A 17,624-nucleotide genomic window follows, 5' to 3' on the forward strand; every position below is an offset into this window, starting at 1 on the left:
CCGCCGGTGTTTCCGGCGAACGTGTCGGTCCGGCGTACTTCGTCCGGTTTTACTTGGTTCAGGTTTTCGACTTACAATCGAAAACATGCCTCATCGTAGCACCGTCCACGAAGTTCTCATCGCGGTATTCCAGGTTCGGAGCTTTGCCGCAGGCCAGGCACCCGAGCTGGCAGTACTGCTGTGGCAACGAGCTCTCGATCCGCAGAAAGGTTCGTGGTCGCTTCCGGGCGGCGTGCTGAGCGACGACGAAGACCTCCCCACCTCGGCGCGAAGGCAACTCGCCGAGAAGGTCGACGTGCGCACGGTGGCGCACCTCGAGCAACTGTCGGTGTTCAGCGACCCGGAGCGCGTACCGGGCGACAGGCGGATCGCATCCAACTTCCTTGGACTTGTCCCGATCGTGTCCGACCCCCGACTGCCGCCGGATACCGCATGGCACCCCGTGGCCCGTCTACCGGAGACCTCGTTCGACCACGGCACCGTCGTCCGACACGCTCGCAATCGACTCGTCGCCAAGCTGTCCTACACGAACATCGGCTTCGCCTTGGCGCCGGTCGAATTCGCGATGTCCACGCTGCGCGAGATCTACACCGCAGCACTCGGATACAACGTCGACGCCACCAATCTCCAGCGCGTACTCGGCCGACGCAAAGTGATCGAACCCACCGGACGAACGTCACCGTCCGGCCGAACGGGGGGTCGTCCTCCCGCCCTGTTCCGGTTTGCGGAATCGTCCATACGAGTCACGGACGAATTCGCGGCCTTACGGCCGCCTACCTGATCTCAGGCTCGATCGCGCTCGAGGAGGAAATCGCTCTCGGAAGTCCTGGCCGGGTCGCCACTGCCCTCGCTGCCGTCGGGGTCGCCGTCGTGATCCAGCGGAGTGAACCTGAGATTGTCGTGCGGGTTCATCGCAACCAACAGGAGCACGACCAACGACGCCACGAGCGGCTGCACCACCAGCAGCAACGGCGTTTCGAATCCCGGTGCGACGGCGACGACGGAGCCCGTCGCCGGATCGTCGGGTCTGGGATGAACCCACCGTGCGACAGCGATGCCGACGCCGAGCATCGCCCCTGATCCGAGAATCGAACCGATGAGGATTCCCGCGAATTGCAGCGGACCTCGAGCCGCCGTCCACGCCCAGACGGCAACAGGCAGAACGATTCCCGCAGCAATCGCCGCACAGGCCGCCATCGCCAGCGCATCGAATCGATGAAGGCTCTCACCGGTGAGCGCGGCTCCGCGGCCCGGTGCAACCACGACGAACCTCTCGGCCGGAGCAAGCAACGCCCAGACGATCCCGACGAGGACACCGACTGCGACCGACACCGCAATCGGAGCACCGAGCACCCGCCACCTGGCAGTCGTCGGCACGTCGGGCCCGCCCGTCACGGTCAACGCCTGCCCAGCAACGTCGAATCGGTGACACCGTGCCGGGAGCATTCCGCGGTCCATCCGTCGGGCACCACCTGGACCACCATTCGACGCCCGCACTCCACGCAGAATCGCGGGGGCTCGAGGCCGAGGGCGACCGCCGGCGAGAGCGCGGGTGAGACACCCGGCACCACAGGCCGCCCGGTGTAGGCGTCGAACTGCGCGGCACTGATCACCCCGTCCACCTTAGATGGTCGAGTTCAGTGCCTTGATCGGCATCTGCAGCGAATCGAGAAGGTCGAGATCCTGTTCGGCCGGTCGGCCGAGGGTGGTCAGGTAATTGCCCACGATCACCGCATTGATTCCGCCGAGAATCCCCTGCTGCGCTCCCAGGTCGCCCAGAGTGATCTCGCGACCACCGGCAAACCGCAGAATCGTTGTCGGTAGAGCAAGACGGAACGCGGCAACGGCACGCAGCGCCTCGGACGCAGGGAGTACGTCGAGATGTCCGAACGGGGTGCCCGGACGGGGGTTGAGGAAATTCAACGGCACCTCGTCGGGCTCCAGTGCCGCAAGATCGGCGGTGAACTCGGCCCGCTGTTCCAGCGACTCCCCCATCCCGAGAATCCCACCGCAGCAGACCTCCATCCCCGCGGCGCGAACCATGTGCAGTGTCTCCCAGCGTTCCTCCCAGGTATGCGTCGTCACCACGTTGGGAAAATACGACCGCGACGTCTCGAGATTGTGGTTGTAGCGGTGAACACCCATACCGGCCAACTGATCGACCTGACCCTGGGTCAGCATGCCCAGCGAGCACGCGATGTCGATGTCGACCTCGTTCCTGATGGCCTCGATCCCTGCGGCGACCTGCGCCAGCAGCCTTTCGTCCGGCCCGCGGACCGCGGCGACGATGCAGAACTCGGTCGCGCCCGTCTTCGCGGTCTGCTTCGCCGCCTCGACCAGACTCGGAATGTCCAGCCGTGCAGCGCGAACCGGCGACTCGAACAATCCGCTCTGCGAACAGAAGTGGCAGTCCTCGGGGCAACCACCCGTCTTGAGGCTGATGATTCCTTCGACCTCGACCTCCGGTCCGCACCACTTCATTCGGACGTCGTGCGCGAGAGCAAGAAGGTCTTCCAACTGCGATTCCGGCAGTCGCAGAATTTCGAGCACCTGAGCCTGCCCCAACCCGATACCGTCTCGCAGCACCTGCATCCGCGCGGTCTCCAGAACGTCCGTCCTACCGGATGACTTCTGCAGTCTCGACCCCGCGCCTACCGATTCGTGCGTCATGAGCAACTCCTGAGGTTCGTCGACTGAAGCTCGAACAGCGCCCTTGAACACTGTTCAAGTTGAACGGCGTTCAAGCTATACTCGGCGTCGATTACTGTCAAAGTCGAGCGGACCGACAAGGAGTGAAGAGTGCAACTGCGCAGAGCGGACGTCCTCGACGGTGCCATCGCAATCCTCGACGAATACGGCCTGGGCGATCTCACGATGCGTCGCCTCGCGACTTCACTTCACGTGCAGCCGGGCGCGCTGTACTGGCACTTCAAGGACAAGCAGACTCTGCTCGGCGCCATCGCCGACACCCTGCTCGCCGACGTCGACGCCATGACGAACGCCGGCGTCTGGGACGACCAACTTCGAGAACTGGCCCATCGCCTACGCGACGCGCTGCTCTCGCACCGCGACGGTGCGGAGCTGGTCGCCGCGACGTACGCGTCGCGGTTGGTCACCAACCGCATCCGCGAACGCATAGCAGCGGTGTGCATCCGGGCCGGACTGCGTCGGGGTGAATCCGAATTGGCCGCGGACACCGTGCTGTACTACGTGCTCGGCCAGACCGTCGACGAACAGGCCCGCATGCAGATGGACTCGGCCGGAGCGCTCACCGAATCCGCATCACCACTCTTCGAAAGCCCGGACCCGACAAGTCGTTTCGACTTCGGACTGACTCTGTTCGTCGACGGCGTCCGAGCACGCTTGGGAGACCGAGCGCGACTGTCCTAGCCGCCGAAGATCGGGCCGAGTCCCGCGCTGTTCGCAGTGTTGCCGGCGAACGGGTTGTCGTGAACCATGTACGTCCACGTCGAGGACGGTCGGGCAAGTCCACTCTTGCCGAGATCGATGCCGTTCTCGGTGATCTCGGCCGACTCGAACGTCGCACGAGCATGCTCGATAGCCTTGTCGGACACCTCCCTGAACGCATCCACTGCGATCCGGTGATACTCGTCGAGCGGATTCTCACGCCCGAGCGCGCGCAGATGGATACTTTCGCGCACGTCGGCGAGATGAGCGAGGTACTCGGACCACGACCGATCGAGATGGAAGAGCACGATGCGGCGTGCTGCAACCGTCAACACGTCCTCCGGCACCGTCTCGCGTAGTTCAGCCGCTCGATCCGGCGCTGCGGCTTCGAGTAGTTCGAGCGCCTCGCCGGTAGTCAGCAACGACGCTCTCCGACGATCCAGAATGTCGCGGTGCTGCGCCGTCAACTGGTTGTAACGCCATGTCCGCGAGTGCACTTCCAGCATCGCCCCCTCGGCGATGCGTTGCGCATGATCGATCTTCGCCGCCACACCGTTCGCCGTGACGAGTCCGGTGTCGTCGGTCTTCTTCGGCTGATCCTTCGGACCGAGGTTCGCCGTCACGACCTCGTCCTCCCAACTGGAGAAGAACACCGAGCGGCCAGGGTCGCCCTGGCGCCCGGCTCGGCCCCGCAACTGGTTGTCGAGCCGTTCGGTCGTGTGTCGACCGGTGCCGACCACCAGCAGACCACCGAGTTCGGCTACCTCGTCCTTGTCCTTTCCCCCGCCGGAGGGACCACCGAGCTTGATATCGGTCCCGCGCCCGGCGATCTGAGTGGACACCGTCACTGCCGACCGCTCACCGGCACGCGCGACGACGGCAGCCTCCTCGGCGTCGTTCTTGGCGTTGAGCACGACGTGGGGCACACCCGCGGTGTCCAGCAGATCGGAGAAGACCTCGGACTCGGCGACATCGTGCGTACCGATCAGAATCGGTTGACCTGTCTCGTGGGCTTGTTCGACGAACGCGACGACGGCGGCATTGCGGTTCTCGGACGTGTCGTACACACGATCGGCTTCGTCGATACGAACGTTGGGTTGATTCGGCGGAACGACGGACACGCCGAGCGAGTAGAACTTCTTGAGCTGCTCGCCCGCAGCGAGCGCGGTGCCGGTCATTCCGCACACCGTTGCGTATCGACCGATCAAAGCCTGGACGGTGATGGTGTCCAGAATCTCGCCGGTCTCGGTCGGTGTCAGGCCCTCCTTGATCTCCACGGCTGCCTGCAGACCGTCGGGCCACCGCTGCAACTCCGCGACCCGTCCGCGAGATGCGTTGATCAGCTGTACTCGACCGTCGCGCACGATGTAGTGGACGTCGCGCTTGACGAGAACCTGGGCATGAAGAGCAACGTTGACTGCGACGAGGGTGGATCCGACGTGGTTCTCCGCGTACAGGTCGATGTCGCCGAGTTCCTTCTCCAACTTCTCCGCACCGGCATCGGTCAGAAAGACGTTGCGCCCGTCGGCGTCGGTGTCGTAATCGGCTCGACTCTGCAGAAGCTTCACAGCGTCGAAGACACGATCGGACGGAACGTCGCCCTGCACCGAACCGGCAAGCACGAGTGGAACCAACGCCTCGTCGACCAACACCGAATCCGCTTCGTCGATCAACGCCACGTCGGGTGCGGGCGTGACCAGATCGCCGGCGTCGTCCACGAGGTGATCGCGAAGGACGTCGAAGCCGATCTCGTTGACCGACGCGTACGTGACGTCGCATGCGTATGCGGCTCGACGGTCGGCCGCGGACGAGCCCTCGGAGATCCAACCGACCGTGAGGCCCAGTGCTTCGTACAGTGGCCCCATCCACTCGGCGTCACGCCGAGCCAGAAAATCGTTGATGGTCACGACGTGAACGCGGCGCCCGGCCATCACATAGCCGACCGCAGCGAGGGCCCCGGACAACGTCTTGCCTTCGCCCGTGGACATCTCCACCACATCGCCTGCGAGCATGCGCACCGCAGCCAGGAGTTGAACGTCGAACGGTTCCAGATCCAGCGCGCGCGACGATGCCTCACGGACCAATGCGAGGTAGCGCGGAACGTCGAGCTTGGCTACGTCCGAGACAGTGACGTCGGCAACCGCGGCTTTCAAATCCGTCTCCGACAGCCCTTTCGCCCATTCGGAGTGTCCGACTGCGTTGTCGACGCTGGACCGTGACCGGGCCTGGCCTTTCTGCGCGGAACGCCCCAGAATTTTCCAGAACCGATCAGAACCCGATGCCATCTTCGTTTCGTCCCTACTGCCGGATGCCGGTGGGCGTGAACCCTTGCCGCGGCCAGCCTACTGAACCCGCGACGAGGACTCGGGCAGCGGAATATCGACAGGTGAGCGTTGTTGACTCATGGTGTGGCCGTGACGGCCGACGGTGACAGCAGGAAGGACACCGATGACACGTTCCTACGCCAAGGATTCCGAGCAGTTGAAGAATCTGACGGCTGAGCAGTACCGAGTGACGCAGCAGGAAGGCACCGAGCGCGCGTTCGACAACGAGTACTGGGACAACCACGAGCCGGGCCTCTACGTCGACGTCGTGACCGGGCAACCGTTGTTCTCCTCGCTCGACAAGTTCGAGAGCCACTCGGGATGGCCGAGTTTCACCAGGCCCGTCGACTCGACATCGGTAGTGCAGAAGCGCGACTTCAGCCATCTGATGGTGCGCACGGAAGTCCGTTCCTCCGGTGGCGACTCACACCTGGGCCACCTGTTCAAGGACGGTCCGAAGGACCAGGGCGGCCTTCGCTACTGCATGAACTCCGCCGCTCTGCGGTTCGTGCCGGTGGATCGCCTCGAAGCCGAGGGCTACGGTGAATATCGCGCACAGTTCCACACGACGACACAGTCGGACAACACACAGTCGGACAACACACAGTCGGACAGCGCGCAGTCGGACAGCGCACAGTCGGACACAGTATCGACGCCAGATGAAGGAGCGCAGTAGTGAGCACAGCCACCGAGACCGCCATCCTCGCCGGAGGGTGCTTCTGGGGAGCCCAGGAACTGATCAGGCACCGGCCGGGTGTCCTGTCGACTCGGGTCGGTTACTCCGGCGGCGACGTGGACAACGCGACGTACCGCAATCACGGCACGCACGCCGAAGCCGTCGAAATCGTCTTCGATCCGAGCCTGATCTCGTACCGCGACCTCCTGGAGTTCTTCTTCCAGATTCACGATCCGTCGACGAAGAACCGCCAGGGGAACGACATCGGACTGAGTTACCGCTCGGCGATCTACTTCACGTCCGACGAGCAGAAGCGCGTCGCATTGGACACGATTGCCGACGTCGACGCTTCCGGCTTGTGGCCGGGCAAGGTCGTCACCGAGGTCGAGCCGGCAGGCCCGTTCTGGGAAGCAGAACCGGAGCACCAGGACTACCTGCAGAATTACCCGACCGGGTACACCTGCCATTTCGTCCGCCCGGGCTGGAAGTTGCCGCACCGAGCGGACGCCGTCAGCTGATCGAAGGTCGAACGACCTGATATCGGTCCCGAGCGTCAATGGTCCCGAGCGTAATGCTCGGGACCATTGTCATGCCGGGAACATTGTCATGCCCGGGACGATCGTGCGATGTGGCGCCCACACCGACTACTTTTTCGCGCTCCGCTCGATTGACATGAGGGACGGTTGTAGTCCGGGCGGGGCGCTGTGTCAGACCTGAACCATCGCGCGCTGACGCTGCAGCCGGGTGGCCACCACGAGCACGACCACAGCGGCCACGGTGATGATCGCGCCTGCCCAGATCGGCGAGGTGTATCCCAGCCCTGCAGTGATCGTCACTCCGCCGATCCATGCACCGAGAGCATTCCCGAGATTGAAGGCCGCGATGTTCGCTCCCGACGCCATGGTCGGTGCGTCGTCGGCGAAGGCCATCACGCGCATCTGCAGACCGGGGACCGTGGCGAAGCCGAACACGCCCATCAAGAACAGAGACACCACGGTTGCGATCTGGCTTTCCGCGGTGAAAGCGAAGAACACCAGCACAGCGGTCAGCGCTGCGAGCAACGTCAGCAACGTCGCGGTGAGGTTGCGATCCGCGGCCTTACCACCGAGGTAGTTGCCGATGAACAGTCCGACGCCGAACAGAATCAGTAACCACGGCACCGAACCGGAGGCGAAACCGCTGACCTCGGTGAGTGTGAAGGCGATATAGGTGAAGGCTCCGAACATGCCGCCGTAACCGAGGACTGTGATCGCGATCGACAGCCACACCTGCAGGCGTCCGAACGCTCGGAGCTCGGACCTCAGATGCCCTGGAGTCTCGGAGTCCGTCGTCGCCGGAACAAGTGTGATGGTGCCGGCCAACGCCACGATCCCGATGACAGTGATGGCCCAGAATGTCGAACGCCAGCCGTAGGTCTGCCCCAGCAGGGTTCCGAAGGGAACTCCCAGAACGTTGGCTGCGGTCAGACCGGCGAACATCATCGCGATGGCGCCTGCCTTCTTCGCGGGCTCGACGAGACTTGCGGCGACGACGGCTCCGATTCCGAAGAATGCACCGTGACACAGTGCTGCCACGACGCGGCCGAGCATCATTGCCTCGTACGATCCGGCGATCGCGGACAAAAGGTTGCCCGCGATGAACAGTCCCATCAATGCGACCAGAACGTTCTTGCGCGGAAACCGGGTCACGAGTGCCGTCACGCCGAGGGCACCCACGACGACGCTGAGCGCGTAGCCGGTGATGAGCCAGCCGGCCACGGCCTCGGTGACCCCGAAGTCCGCGGCAACTTCCGGCAGCAGCCCCATGATCACGAATTCGGTGAGGCCGATACCGAACCCTCCGATTGCGAGTGCGAGCAGTCCGAGCGGCATGCAATTTCTCCTTGATCGATGCGTTCGCCGATAGCTAGCGTGTGCACTTAGTTGCAGACGCGTTGTAAATAGTTGCACACGCCCTATAACTGCGCAAGCTGCTAAACTCGGATCGAATGTTCGACAGGCTTCGAGGAGGACTCAGTGGGAATCGCCGACGATTCATCCCTCATCCGCGCTCAGGGATGGCGAACACTCGCTGCGCTTCACGCGCACATCGAGGCCGAACTCGAACGTGCGCTGCAGGCCCAGCACACCCTCTCGGTGGTGGAGTACGCAGTTCTCGACGCCCTCGGCCGGCAGGACGGATGGCACATGCGAATGCAGCAACTGGCGCGAGCAACCGCCTTGAGCAGCAGCGCCACCACTCGCTTGGTCAATCGACTCGAAGATCGAGGGATCCTCACACGAGTGTTGTGCAAGGACGACCGTCGAGGCATCTACACGGAGTTGACCACCGATGGCCGAGCGTTGCTGGAACGGGCACGCCCCACGCACGACGAGGTTTTGGAAAGCTCACTGTCGTCGGCAGAGCAGATTCCCGAGTTGGCTCCACTCGTCGACGCGATCCACCGGTTGCCCGCACCCGCTGGCTGATTGTTCACCCGGGGTTCAGGCACAGTATCGTTTGCCTCGAGAACTGCACTGCGTCCCCGAATTCGTCGACCGTCGGAGCTTTCACCCTCTTATGCACGCCCAGTACCAACCTGCCGGCACTTCCGTGCCCGACGCTCCCCCAGTTCGGACGGCCGATGCGCGCCCGGCGGTGCGGCAGGATCTCAACGGTCTACGCGGCGTCGCCATTGCGTTGGTAGTCGTCTTCCATATCTGGATGGGCCGCGTCTCCGGCGGCGTCGACGTCTTCCTTACCTTGACGGGCTTCTTCTTCACCGCTTCGCTGATTCGCACCGTACAGTCGGGCGGATCTGTCAATCCGTTTCGTCGAGTCGCCCGAATTCTGCGCAGGCTCGGCCCACCGCTGATTCTCGTCCTGACCGGAGTGGCCGTCGCAACGGTCGTTCTGCTACCGCGAACACGGTGGATCGACATCGGAAATCAGCTTGTCTCGGGCGTCTTCTTCTTCGCCAACTGGGAGTTGGCCTGGACGTCACAGGACTACCTGGCTGCCGACCCGACCGTCAGCCCGGTCCAACATCTGTGGTCCGTAGCGGTCCAGTTCCAGTTCTATCTCGTCGCCATCGCCGTGGTCTTCGGGCTCGCCTGGATTCTCCGCAGGTCACGCGGAGCATCGCGTACCAGCCCTGATCCTCGCGTGTACCTGGTGCTGTTCGGCGGCGCAGCAGTGCTGTCCTTCGTGTACGCCACCGACGGCACGTCGCGGCTTCAATCCTGGAACTATTACGACACCGCCGCACGGCTGTGGGAGATCCTGCTGGGGGCGGCCGTCGCCGCGTTGTACGCCGCGAAACCACCGGTCCACGACGCGACCGATACATCGTGGCCGTCGAAGATCGTCCGCACGGCACTGGCGGTGGCCGGGTTGACTGCGATCGTCGCCTGTGGGTTCATCTTCGACGGTGTGCAGGAGTTCCCGGGCCCCTGGGCACTGTTTCCCGTGCTCGCGACACTCGCGTTGGTCCTCGCGGGGCCCGGCACACCAGTCGCGGCTCTGCTCAGCACGCGATTCGGGCTGTGGCTCGGCTCGATAGCCTTTCCTCTCTATCTCTGGCACTGGCCGATTCTGATCTTCACCCTCGCGTACACGGGCGAGCAGACCGCGGACCTCGTCACCGGTGCCTGCATCATCGGCGTCTCCGTGCTGCTGGCGATGCTGACCGTCCGCCTCGTCGAGAAACCGGTGCAGGCGCCCGCCCGATCCATTCCGCGCCTTGCGGTGACGGGCACTGCCGCGCTCCTTGCTCTCGCACTCGTGACCGGTTCCGCCGGGTGGAATTACTACATCCAAAGATCGGTCGCGGACCTGCAAGCCAGCGACACCGTCGACCCGATCACTCATCCGGGCGCTCTCGAACTCACCGACGGCATCGTCGCCGAGGACGCACCGGTGAGTCCCGCGCTGTTCTCGGCACCGGAAGATCTGCCGATCACGACCGTCGAAGGGTGCATCGCGGACTTCGAGACGCGTGATGCCATCAGCTGCGTCTACGGCGACACGAACGCGACCCGCACCGTTGCACTTGCCGGTAGCTCCCACGCGGAGCACTGGATCACCGCACTCGATCTACTCGGCCGCGAACACGGATTCCGCGTCGTGACCTACCTGAAGATGGGGTGCCCACTCACCCTGGGCACGATGCCCATGCTCGGCGACAGCGAGTACCCGGACTGCTTGGACTGGACCGAGACAGTGCTCGCCGACCTCGTGCAGACTCGACCCGACTATGTGTTCACCACCGCCACGCGGCCGAGTGACGACGGCCCGGGCGACGTCACCCCCGACTGGTACGTGCAGGTGTGGAACGAACTCTCGTCCTACGGCATCCCCGTCCTCGGTGTCCGCGACAACCCTTGGCTCGAACGTGACGGCATCGCGTACCGGGCCATCGACTGCCTGGCCGAAGGCGGCAACGCGACATCGTGTGGCATGGAGCGAGGCAGTGCGCTCGGGCCGATCAATCCAGCTCTCGCTGCGTCCTTCCGGCTTCCGACGGTGTACCCGCTGGATCTCTCGAACGCTCTGTGCGACGGTCCGGTCTGCCGCGTCATCGAGGGCAACGTACTGATCTACCGCGACGAACATCACCTCACCGCGACCTATGTGCGCACTCTGACCAGCGAATTGGGCCGGCAGATGGCGTCGGCGACAGGTTGGTGGTGAGCCGGTTCGATCCGGCCACAGTAGGGTTTCCTTCATGTCTGTCGAAGCACCCAACGAATCACCCGCGATCGAAGTCTGGCCCGGGTCCGCCTATCCGCTGGGAGCCACCTACGACGGTGTAGGTACCAATTTCGCGTTGTTCTCCGAGGTTGCCGAAGCCGTGGATCTGTGCCTCATCGCCGACGACGGCACCGAGACTCGTATCCGTTTCGAGGAGTCGGACGGTTACGTCTGGCACGCGTACCTTCCGTCGGTGATTCCCGGTCAGAAGTACGGTTACCGGGTACACGGTCCGTGGGATCCGGCGTCGGGTCATCGGTGTGATCCGAGCAAGCTGCTTCTGGACCCGTACGGCAAAGCGTTCGAGGGTGACTTCGACGGTGACCGTTCGCTGTTCTCCTACAGCCTCGACGTTCCCGAACCCGAGGAGGCCGCGGCTCCGGACGAGAAGCCGTACGAGGACGACGAGGATCTGGCGGATCCTTCCCTCGAGGTCGTCGAGCCGGATCCCGTCGCGCACGACGAGGCACCACGCGACGATTTTCCGCAGCACGATTCCCTCGGCCACACGATGACCACAGTGGTCATCAATCCGTTCTTCGACTGGCAGAACGACCGCGCACCGCGCCGGCCGTACCACGAGACGGTGATCTACGAGGCGCACGTCAAAGGCATGACGATCACGCATCCCGACGTTCCGGAATCGTTGCGCGGAACCTACGCGGGGCTCGCCCACCCGGCGATCATCGACCACCTGCTGAATCTGGGAATCACCGCGATCGAGCTGATGCCCGTGCACCAGTTCATGCAGGATCAGACGCTGCTGGACAAGGGGCTACGGAACTACTGGGGTTACAACACCTTCGGTTTCCTCGCCCCCCATGCCGACTACTCGTCGAACCCGACGGCGGGCGCGGCCGTGACCGAGTTCAAGGCGATGGTCCGTGCGTTCCACGCGGCCGGTATCGAAGTGATTCTCGATGTGGTCTACAACCACACCGCCGAGGGCAATCACATGGGCCCGACCATCAGCTTCCGCGGTATCGACAACGCTGCGTACTACCGTCTGGTCGACGGCGATTCGGCCCACTACATGGACTACACCGGCACGGGTAACAGCCTCAACGCCCGCCACCCGCACACGCTGCAGCTCATCATGGACTCGCTGCGGTACTGGGTCACCGAGATGCACGTCGACGGCTTCCGCTTCGACCTGGCGTCTACGCTGGCTCGTGAACTGCACGACGTGGACCGGCTGAGCGCCTTCTTCGATCTGGTCCAACAGGATCCGGTCGTCAGCCAGGTCAAGCTGATCGCCGAGCCGTGGGACGTCGGCGAGGGCGGCTACCAGGTCGGTAACTTCCCCGGACTGTGGACGGAGTGGAACGGTAAATACCGCGACACCGTCCGTGACTACTGGCGAGGCGAGCCCGCCACACTCGGTGAGTTCGCATCACGACTCACCGGTTCCTCCGACCTGTACGAGGCCACCGGTCGTCGCCCCGGTGCGAGTATCAACTTCGTGATCGCGCACGACGGGTTCACGTTGCACGACCTGGTGTCTTACAACGAGAAACACAACGACGCCAACGGCGAGGACAACAACGACGGCGAAAGCCACAACCGTTCGTGGAACTGCGGTGTCGAAGGCCCGACGGACGACCCCGAGATACTCGACCTGCGCGCCCGTCAGATCCGCAACATCATGGCGACTCTGCTGCTGAGTCAGGGCACGCCAATGATCGCGCACGGTGACGAACTGGGTCGAACCCAGCAGGGAAACAACAACGTCTACTGCCAGGATTCGGAACTGGCCTGGATGGATTGGTCACTCGCCGAGACCAACGCGGACTTGATCGAGTTCACCAAGAACGCGATCGCGCTGCGCAACGACCATCCGGTGTTCCGTCGCCGCAGGTTCTTCGAGGGCCGGCCGATCCGCACCGGCGAGCAGGCCCGCGACATCGCCTGGTTGACCCCGGCCGGTGAGGAAATGACGCCCGAGGACTGGGACAGCGGATTCGGCAAGAGCCTCACCGTCTTCCTGAACGGCGAAGGCATTCCCGAGCCGAATCAGCGAGGCGAGCGCGTCGTCGACGACTCGTTTCTGTTGTGCTTCAACGCTCATCACGAAACCATCGAGTTCCTGACCCCCGACGGCGAGTATGCGAAGGAGTGGACGGTCGCACTCGACACCGCAATCCTCACCGGGGTGAGTGAAAATGTCATAGAAGCGGGTACACCGGTCGAGGTGGCCGCCCGGTCACTTCTCGTTCTACGAAAGACGGACTGACACCAGTGTCCCATCCCCCGCGGCCGATTCCCTCGAGTACGTATCGACTTCAACTGCGAGGGGACGGGTTCACCTTCGCCGACGCCCGCCGAATCGTCGACTACCTCGACGATCTCGGCGTGAGCCATGCGTACCTGTCGCCGATCCTCGAAGCCACCGACGGCTCGACCCACGGGTACGACGTCATCGACCCCACCTCGGTGTCCGCACCGCTCGGTGGGCGCGAGGGCTTCGAAGCGCTGGTCGCCGAACTGCATTCGCGCGGCATGGGCGTGATCGTCGACATCGTGCCCAACCACGTAGGCGTCGACGATCCGCGGCAGAACGCGTGGTGGTGGGACGTGCTGTCCAAGGGGACGGCTTCCGAATACGCCTCGTACTTCGACATCGACTGGTCGTCGGACAACGGAGCCGACGGAAAGATCGCGTTGCCCGTCCTCGGATCGGCCGACGACACCGCGGCCCTGAGGATCGATCGGTCCGGGGACACGCCGTTGCTCGCGTACTACGAGCACCGGTTCCCCATCGCCGCCGGCACCATCCCTGACGCCGCCAGCACCATCCCTGACGGAGTCGACTCCATCCCTGACGGAGTCGACACCGATGACGCCGAGGCAGTCCATGCCGCGCAGGCGTACCGACTCGTCGACTGGAAGTCCGGCCTCGTCGGGTATCGGCGATTCTTCTCCGTCAACGGCCTCGCCGGTCTTCGCCAGGAGGACTTCGACGTCTTCACCGCGTCGCACGTCCAGGTTGCCAGTTGGATCACCGACGAGCTGGTCGACGGTCTCCGCGTGGACCACCCCGACGGATTGGCCGATCCCGCCGGCTACCTCACCGAGCTCCGCGAACTCATCGGCCCCGATCGTTGGCTGGTGATCGAGAAGATATTGGCGCGCGGCGAGCCACTGGATCCCGCGTTGCCGGTGCACGGAACCACCGGATACGACGCTCTGGCCGATCTCGGCGGTGTCTTCGTCGATCCGTCGGGTGCCGAGGCCCTCACCGAGCTGTCTCGTTCGCGGGGCGGAGCGCCGGGAGACGCGCAGTGGTTGCATGCCGCGGAGCGCGACTTGAAAACTGCTGTCGCCGAGGGCGATCTGGCTCCGGAGGTCCGGCGACTGGCGCGCGCTGTCGTGCGTGAGTCCGGTTCGGACGCACCGTTCGAGTCGATCACCGCGGCGATCGTGGCCGTGGTGGCCCGGATGCCGTACTACCGGTCGGACTACGGGCCGCTGGCCGGGACGGTCGGCCGAGTCGTCGGCGACGTCGGGGCCGCCGAATCCGCCCTGGTCGATGCACTGGACGCGGTGACCGCTGCGCTGATCGCCGACGGCGAATCGGCAGTTCGATTCGAGCAGGTGTGCGGCGCGGTCACGGCGAAAGGTGTCGAGGACTGCTTGTTCTACCGCGCCGCTCGGTTGATCTCGCTGCAGGAGGTCGGCGGTGACCCGGCGGAGTTCGGGATCTCCCCCGCTCAGTTCCATCTTGCGAATGCGGAGCGAGCGGCTCGGTGGCCCGCGGCGATGACGACACTGTCCACCCACGACACCAAACGCGGCGAGGACGTGCGGGCCCGAATCGGGGTGCTGTCGCAGACACCGGAACTGTGGTCGCGGTGCATCTCGGATTGGGAGGAGGTCGCGCCAGGTCCGGACGGGGCGACCGGACTGTTCCTGTGGCAGAACCTGTTCGGAGTGTGGCCTGCCGACGGCGTCGTCTCCGCCGAATTACGCGAGCGCGTCCACGCGTATGCGGAGAAGGCGATGCGTGAAGCCGGCACCCGAACGGGATGGACCGACGTCGACGAGTCGTTCGAAGCGTCGGTTCATTCGTGGCTCGACTCGGTGATGACCGGTTCGGTGGCCGACTCGGTGACCATGCTGGTCGCTCGGCTCGACCCACACGGACGAAGCGACGCGCTCGGCCAGAAACTGCTGCACCTGCTCGGACCTGGAGTCCCCGATGTATACCAGGGCACCGAACTCTGGGAGGACTCGCTCGTCGACCCGGACAACCGTCGGTTCGTCGACTACGACGTTCGTCGTCAGCACCTGTCCGCACCGTCGTCGACGGTGATGGACTCGTCCGGATCGGCCAAATTCGCGGTCGTTCGGGAGTCACTGCATCTGCGCCGTGAACGCCCGGACAGCTTCGTCGGCGGGACGTATGCGCCGGTGTACGCCCAGGGCACAGCCGCAGCGCACCTCGTGGGATTCGCCCGAGGCCCCGTCGCGGGATCCGCAGACGTCATCGCCCTCGCCACCAGATATTCGCTCGGCCTCGCTACGCAGGGCTGGGGGTCGACGACACTCACACTGCCGGCGGGCCGGTGGCGAGATCGGCTGACCGACAACGAGTACCACGGCGAGGTCGCGGTGGACGCTCTGCTGTCCGCCTCACCCGTTGCTGTGCTCGTGCGTGACATCACAGTGAGCGACACGTCAGGAGAACGCGACGCATGACCCACCGATTCGAAGTCTGGGCCCCAACTCCCACCACGGTAGGCGTCGACGTCGACGGCACCGTCCATGCGATGAGCAAGAGTCACGGCGGCTGGTGGTACGCCGACATAGACGCCTCCCCCGATGCTCGGTACGGGTTCGTGCTCGACGACGATCCGTCGGTGATTCCCGATCCCCGCTCGCCGCGGCAGCCGGACGGGGTACACGCCCCGTCCCAGCTCCACGCGCTCGATCCGTCCGGTTGGACGGACTCGTCGTGGACCGGTCGTCAATTGCCGGGTGGGGTGATCTACGAACTGCATATCGGAACGTTCACGTCCGAGGGCACGTTCGACGCGGCGATCGAACGGCTCGACCACCTCGTGGACCTCGGTGTGACATTCGTCGAGGTCATGCCGGTGAACGGATTCAACGGTACCCACAACTGGGGGTACGACGGTGTGCTCTGGTACACCGTTCACGAAGGATACGGCGGCCCCGACGGTCTGCAGCGCTTCGTCGACGCCTGCCATGCTCGCGGTCTCGCGGTGGTGCTGGACGTGGTGTACAACCATCTCGGTCCGTCGGGCAATTACCTGGAACGGTTCGGCCCGTACATGACTCAGGGCGCCAACACCTGGGGTCAGTCCATCAACTACGCGGAATCCCAGTCCGGTGTGGTGCGTCGATACGCCATCGACAATGCGCTGCGCTGGTTCTCCGAGTTCCACATCGACGGATTACGGCTCGACGCCGTGCACGCCATCGTCGATCACACCGCCGTCCATCTCCTGGAAGAACTGGCCGTCGACACCCGTCGACTCTCGGCGCATCTCGGCCGGCCGCTGACGTTGATCGCGGAGAGCGATCTCAACGATCCCACTCTGGTGACCGCACGTTCCGGCGGCGGGTACGGGCTCGATGCGCAGTGGGACGACGACATCCACCACGCTGTCCACGCTGCGGTCTCCGGTGAACGTCAGGGGTACTACGGCGACTTCGGTTCGTTGAAGGGACTTGCGAACACGTTGCGCCAGGGCTTCTTCCACGCCGGGACGTTCTCGACGTTCCGGGGTCGAACCCACGGCAGGCCTCTCGACACGCGCCGAATCCCGGCGAGCTCGTTCGTCACGTACACCACCACGCACGATCAGGTGGGCAACCGAGCCGTCGGTGACCGGCCCGGTTTCTACCTCACCCCGGGTCAGCTGGCCGTGAAGGCGGCACTGGTTCTCACCTCTCCGTACACACCCATGCTGTTCATGGGTGAGGAATGGGGCGCATCGACCCCGTTCCAGTTCTTCACCTCGCATCCGGAACCCGAGCTGGGCGAAGCGACGGCCGAGGGCCGAAAATCCGAGTTCGCCGAGCATGGTTGGGACAAGGAAGACATCCCGGATCCGCAGGACCCGGAGACGTTCCTCCGGTCCAAGTTGGAGTGGACAGAACTGGGCAGCGGAGATCATGCCCGGCTGTTGACCGTCTACCGGGATCTGTTGTCGCTGCGGCGTGCGCGGCCCGAACTCACCGATCCGTGGCTTCCGAATCTGAAGGTCGACTACGACGAGGACCAGCAGTGGATCGTGCTGCACCGTGGGTCGCTCGCCGTCGTGTGCAACCTGTCCGATTCCACGGTGACCGTTCCGGTCGGGGGTCGCACAGTGTTGTCGTGGGAAGATCCGACGTCGAACGACACCGGCTCCGCCACACGCATTCCAGGTCACTCGTTCGCGGTGCTCGAAACGTCCTGAGCACCGCGGCCGAGGCTCGGTTGTCACGTCCGGCGGAGCCGAGCTTGTTTCTACTTC

General features: G+C 64.3%; 14 protein-coding genes. 9 read left to right on the forward strand and 5 right to left on the reverse strand.

All coding sequences use genetic code 11. The features are described 5' to 3' along the window. Positions 1 to 85: 85 nt before the first annotated feature. Complete coding sequence (locus ACFULT_RS19765) at positions 86 to 781, forward strand: NUDIX domain-containing protein (protein WP_037109062.1); 696 nt, start codon at positions 86 to 88, stop codon at positions 779 to 781. 2 nt (positions 782 to 783) lie between these two features. Here the strand turns inward: ACFULT_RS19765 and ACFULT_RS19770 are convergent, their stop codons facing one another. The 3 genes from ACFULT_RS19770 to bioB are packed head-to-tail and all read right to left on the reverse strand — an operon-like array spanning position 784 to position 2,670. Next, positions 784 to 1,395 (reverse strand): DUF2567 domain-containing protein, encoded by a 612-nt coding sequence (locus tag ACFULT_RS19770; RefSeq protein ID WP_378482200.1) that lies wholly within the window; start codon positions 1,393 to 1,395, stop codon positions 784 to 786. 2 nt (positions 1,396 to 1,397) lie between these two features. Then, a complete protein-coding gene (locus ACFULT_RS19775) occupies positions 1,398 to 1,613 on the reverse strand; it encodes a hypothetical protein (RefSeq protein WP_037109283.1) in 216 nt (71 codons plus the stop codon). Between the two features lie 10 nt (positions 1,614 to 1,623). After that, entirely contained in the window at positions 1,624 to 2,670 is a 1,047-nt protein-coding gene (gene bioB / locus ACFULT_RS19780; RefSeq protein WP_378482201.1) for a biotin synthase BioB, read from the reverse strand. Positions 2,671 to 2,799: 129 nt separating this feature from the next. On the opposite strand from bioB, the gene ACFULT_RS19785 reads away from it, so the two are divergent. Further along, positions 2,800 to 3,390 (forward strand): TetR/AcrR family transcriptional regulator C-terminal domain-containing protein, encoded by a 591-nt coding sequence (locus tag ACFULT_RS19785; protein ID WP_378482202.1) that lies wholly within the window; start codon positions 2,800 to 2,802, stop codon positions 3,388 to 3,390. On the opposite strand, the gene secA2 is transcribed toward ACFULT_RS19785, so the two are convergent. Continuing rightward, positions 3,387 to 5,693, reverse strand: a complete 2,307-nt coding sequence (gene secA2 / locus ACFULT_RS19790; protein ID WP_378482203.1) for an accessory Sec system translocase SecA2 — start codon at positions 5,691 to 5,693, stop codon at positions 3,387 to 3,389. The two genes, ACFULT_RS19785 and secA2, sit on opposite strands and share 4 nt — an antisense overlap. Positions 5,694 to 5,856: 163 nt before the next feature. On the opposite strand from secA2, the gene msrB reads away from it, so the two are divergent. Continuing rightward, positions 5,857 to 6,408 carry a peptide-methionine (R)-S-oxide reductase MsrB gene (gene msrB, locus ACFULT_RS19795; protein ID WP_378482204.1) on the forward strand — a complete coding sequence of 184 codons (552 nt, stop codon included), beginning with the start codon at positions 5,857 to 5,859 and terminating at the stop codon, positions 6,406 to 6,408. After that, a complete protein-coding gene (msrA, locus tag ACFULT_RS19800; RefSeq protein ID WP_378482205.1) occupies positions 6,408 to 6,926 on the forward strand; it encodes a peptide-methionine (S)-S-oxide reductase MsrA in 519 nt (172 codons plus the stop codon). The genes msrB and msrA overlap by 1 nt, the downstream gene beginning before the upstream one ends. A 189-nt stretch (positions 6,927 to 7,115) precedes the next feature. On the opposite strand, the gene ACFULT_RS19805 is transcribed toward msrA, so the two are convergent. Then, positions 7,116 to 8,279: an MFS transporter gene (locus ACFULT_RS19805; RefSeq protein ID WP_094721491.1), complete on the reverse strand. Its 1,164-nt coding sequence runs from the start codon at positions 8,277 to 8,279 to the stop codon at positions 7,116 to 7,118. 144 nt (positions 8,280 to 8,423) lie between these two features. Between ACFULT_RS19805 and ACFULT_RS19810 the strand changes: the two genes are divergently transcribed. The 5 genes from ACFULT_RS19810 (at position 8,424) to treZ (ending at position 17,567) form a co-directional block, all read left to right on the forward strand. Beyond that, complete coding sequence (locus ACFULT_RS19810) at positions 8,424 to 8,876, forward strand: MarR family winged helix-turn-helix transcriptional regulator (RefSeq protein ID WP_037109074.1); 453 nt, start codon at positions 8,424 to 8,426, stop codon at positions 8,874 to 8,876. Positions 8,877 to 8,967: 91 nt separating this feature from the next. Then, positions 8,968 to 11,079, forward strand: coding sequence for an acyltransferase family protein (locus ACFULT_RS19815; RefSeq protein ID WP_378482206.1), 2,112 nt, complete (start codon positions 8,968 to 8,970; stop codon positions 11,077 to 11,079). 34 nt (positions 11,080 to 11,113) lie between these two features. Beyond that, complete coding sequence (glgX, locus tag ACFULT_RS19820; protein WP_378482207.1) at positions 11,114 to 13,372, forward strand: glycogen debranching protein GlgX; 2,259 nt, start codon at positions 11,114 to 11,116, stop codon at positions 13,370 to 13,372. 5 nt (positions 13,373 to 13,377) lie between these two features. Then, the gene (gene treY / locus ACFULT_RS19825) at positions 13,378 to 15,837 is read left to right on the forward strand and encodes a malto-oligosyltrehalose synthase (RefSeq protein WP_378482208.1); all 2,460 of its coding nucleotides are present in this window, start codon (positions 13,378 to 13,380) and stop codon (positions 15,835 to 15,837) included. Beyond that, the gene (gene treZ, locus ACFULT_RS19830) at positions 15,834 to 17,567 is read left to right on the forward strand and encodes a malto-oligosyltrehalose trehalohydrolase (protein ID WP_378482209.1); all 1,734 of its coding nucleotides are present in this window, start codon (positions 15,834 to 15,836) and stop codon (positions 17,565 to 17,567) included. Before treY ends, treZ begins: the two co-directional genes overlap by 4 nt. Positions 17,568 to 17,624: the final 57 nt, after the last annotated feature.

This window comes from Rhodococcus sp. NPDC057297, assembly GCF_042667435.1.
Lineage (GTDB): Bacteria > Actinomycetota > Actinomycetes > Mycobacteriales > Mycobacteriaceae > Rhodococcoides.

Coding starts and splice junctions, on each gene's coding strand:
- secA2 (WP_378482203.1), bottom strand. CDS start 5,693: ATGGCATCGGGTTCTGATCGGTTCTGGAAAATTCTGGGGCGTTCCGCG.
- treZ (WP_378482209.1), top strand. CDS start 15,834: ATGACCCACCGATTCGAAGTCTGGGCCCCAACTCCCACCACGGTAGGC.
- ACFULT_RS19805 (WP_094721491.1), bottom strand. CDS start 8,279: ATGCCGCTCGGACTGCTCGCACTCGCAATCGGAGGGTTCGGTATCGGC.
- msrB (WP_378482204.1), top strand. CDS start 5,857: ATGACACGTTCCTACGCCAAGGATTCCGAGCAGTTGAAGAATCTGACG.
- ACFULT_RS19815 (WP_378482206.1), top strand. CDS start 8,968: ATGCACGCCCAGTACCAACCTGCCGGCACTTCCGTGCCCGACGCTCCC.
- bioB (WP_378482201.1), bottom strand. CDS start 2,670: ATGACGCACGAATCGGTAGGCGCGGGGTCGAGACTGCAGAAGTCATCC.
- ACFULT_RS19765 (WP_037109062.1), top strand. CDS start 86: ATGCCTCATCGTAGCACCGTCCACGAAGTTCTCATCGCGGTATTCCAG.
- glgX (WP_378482207.1), top strand. CDS start 11,114: ATGTCTGTCGAAGCACCCAACGAATCACCCGCGATCGAAGTCTGGCCC.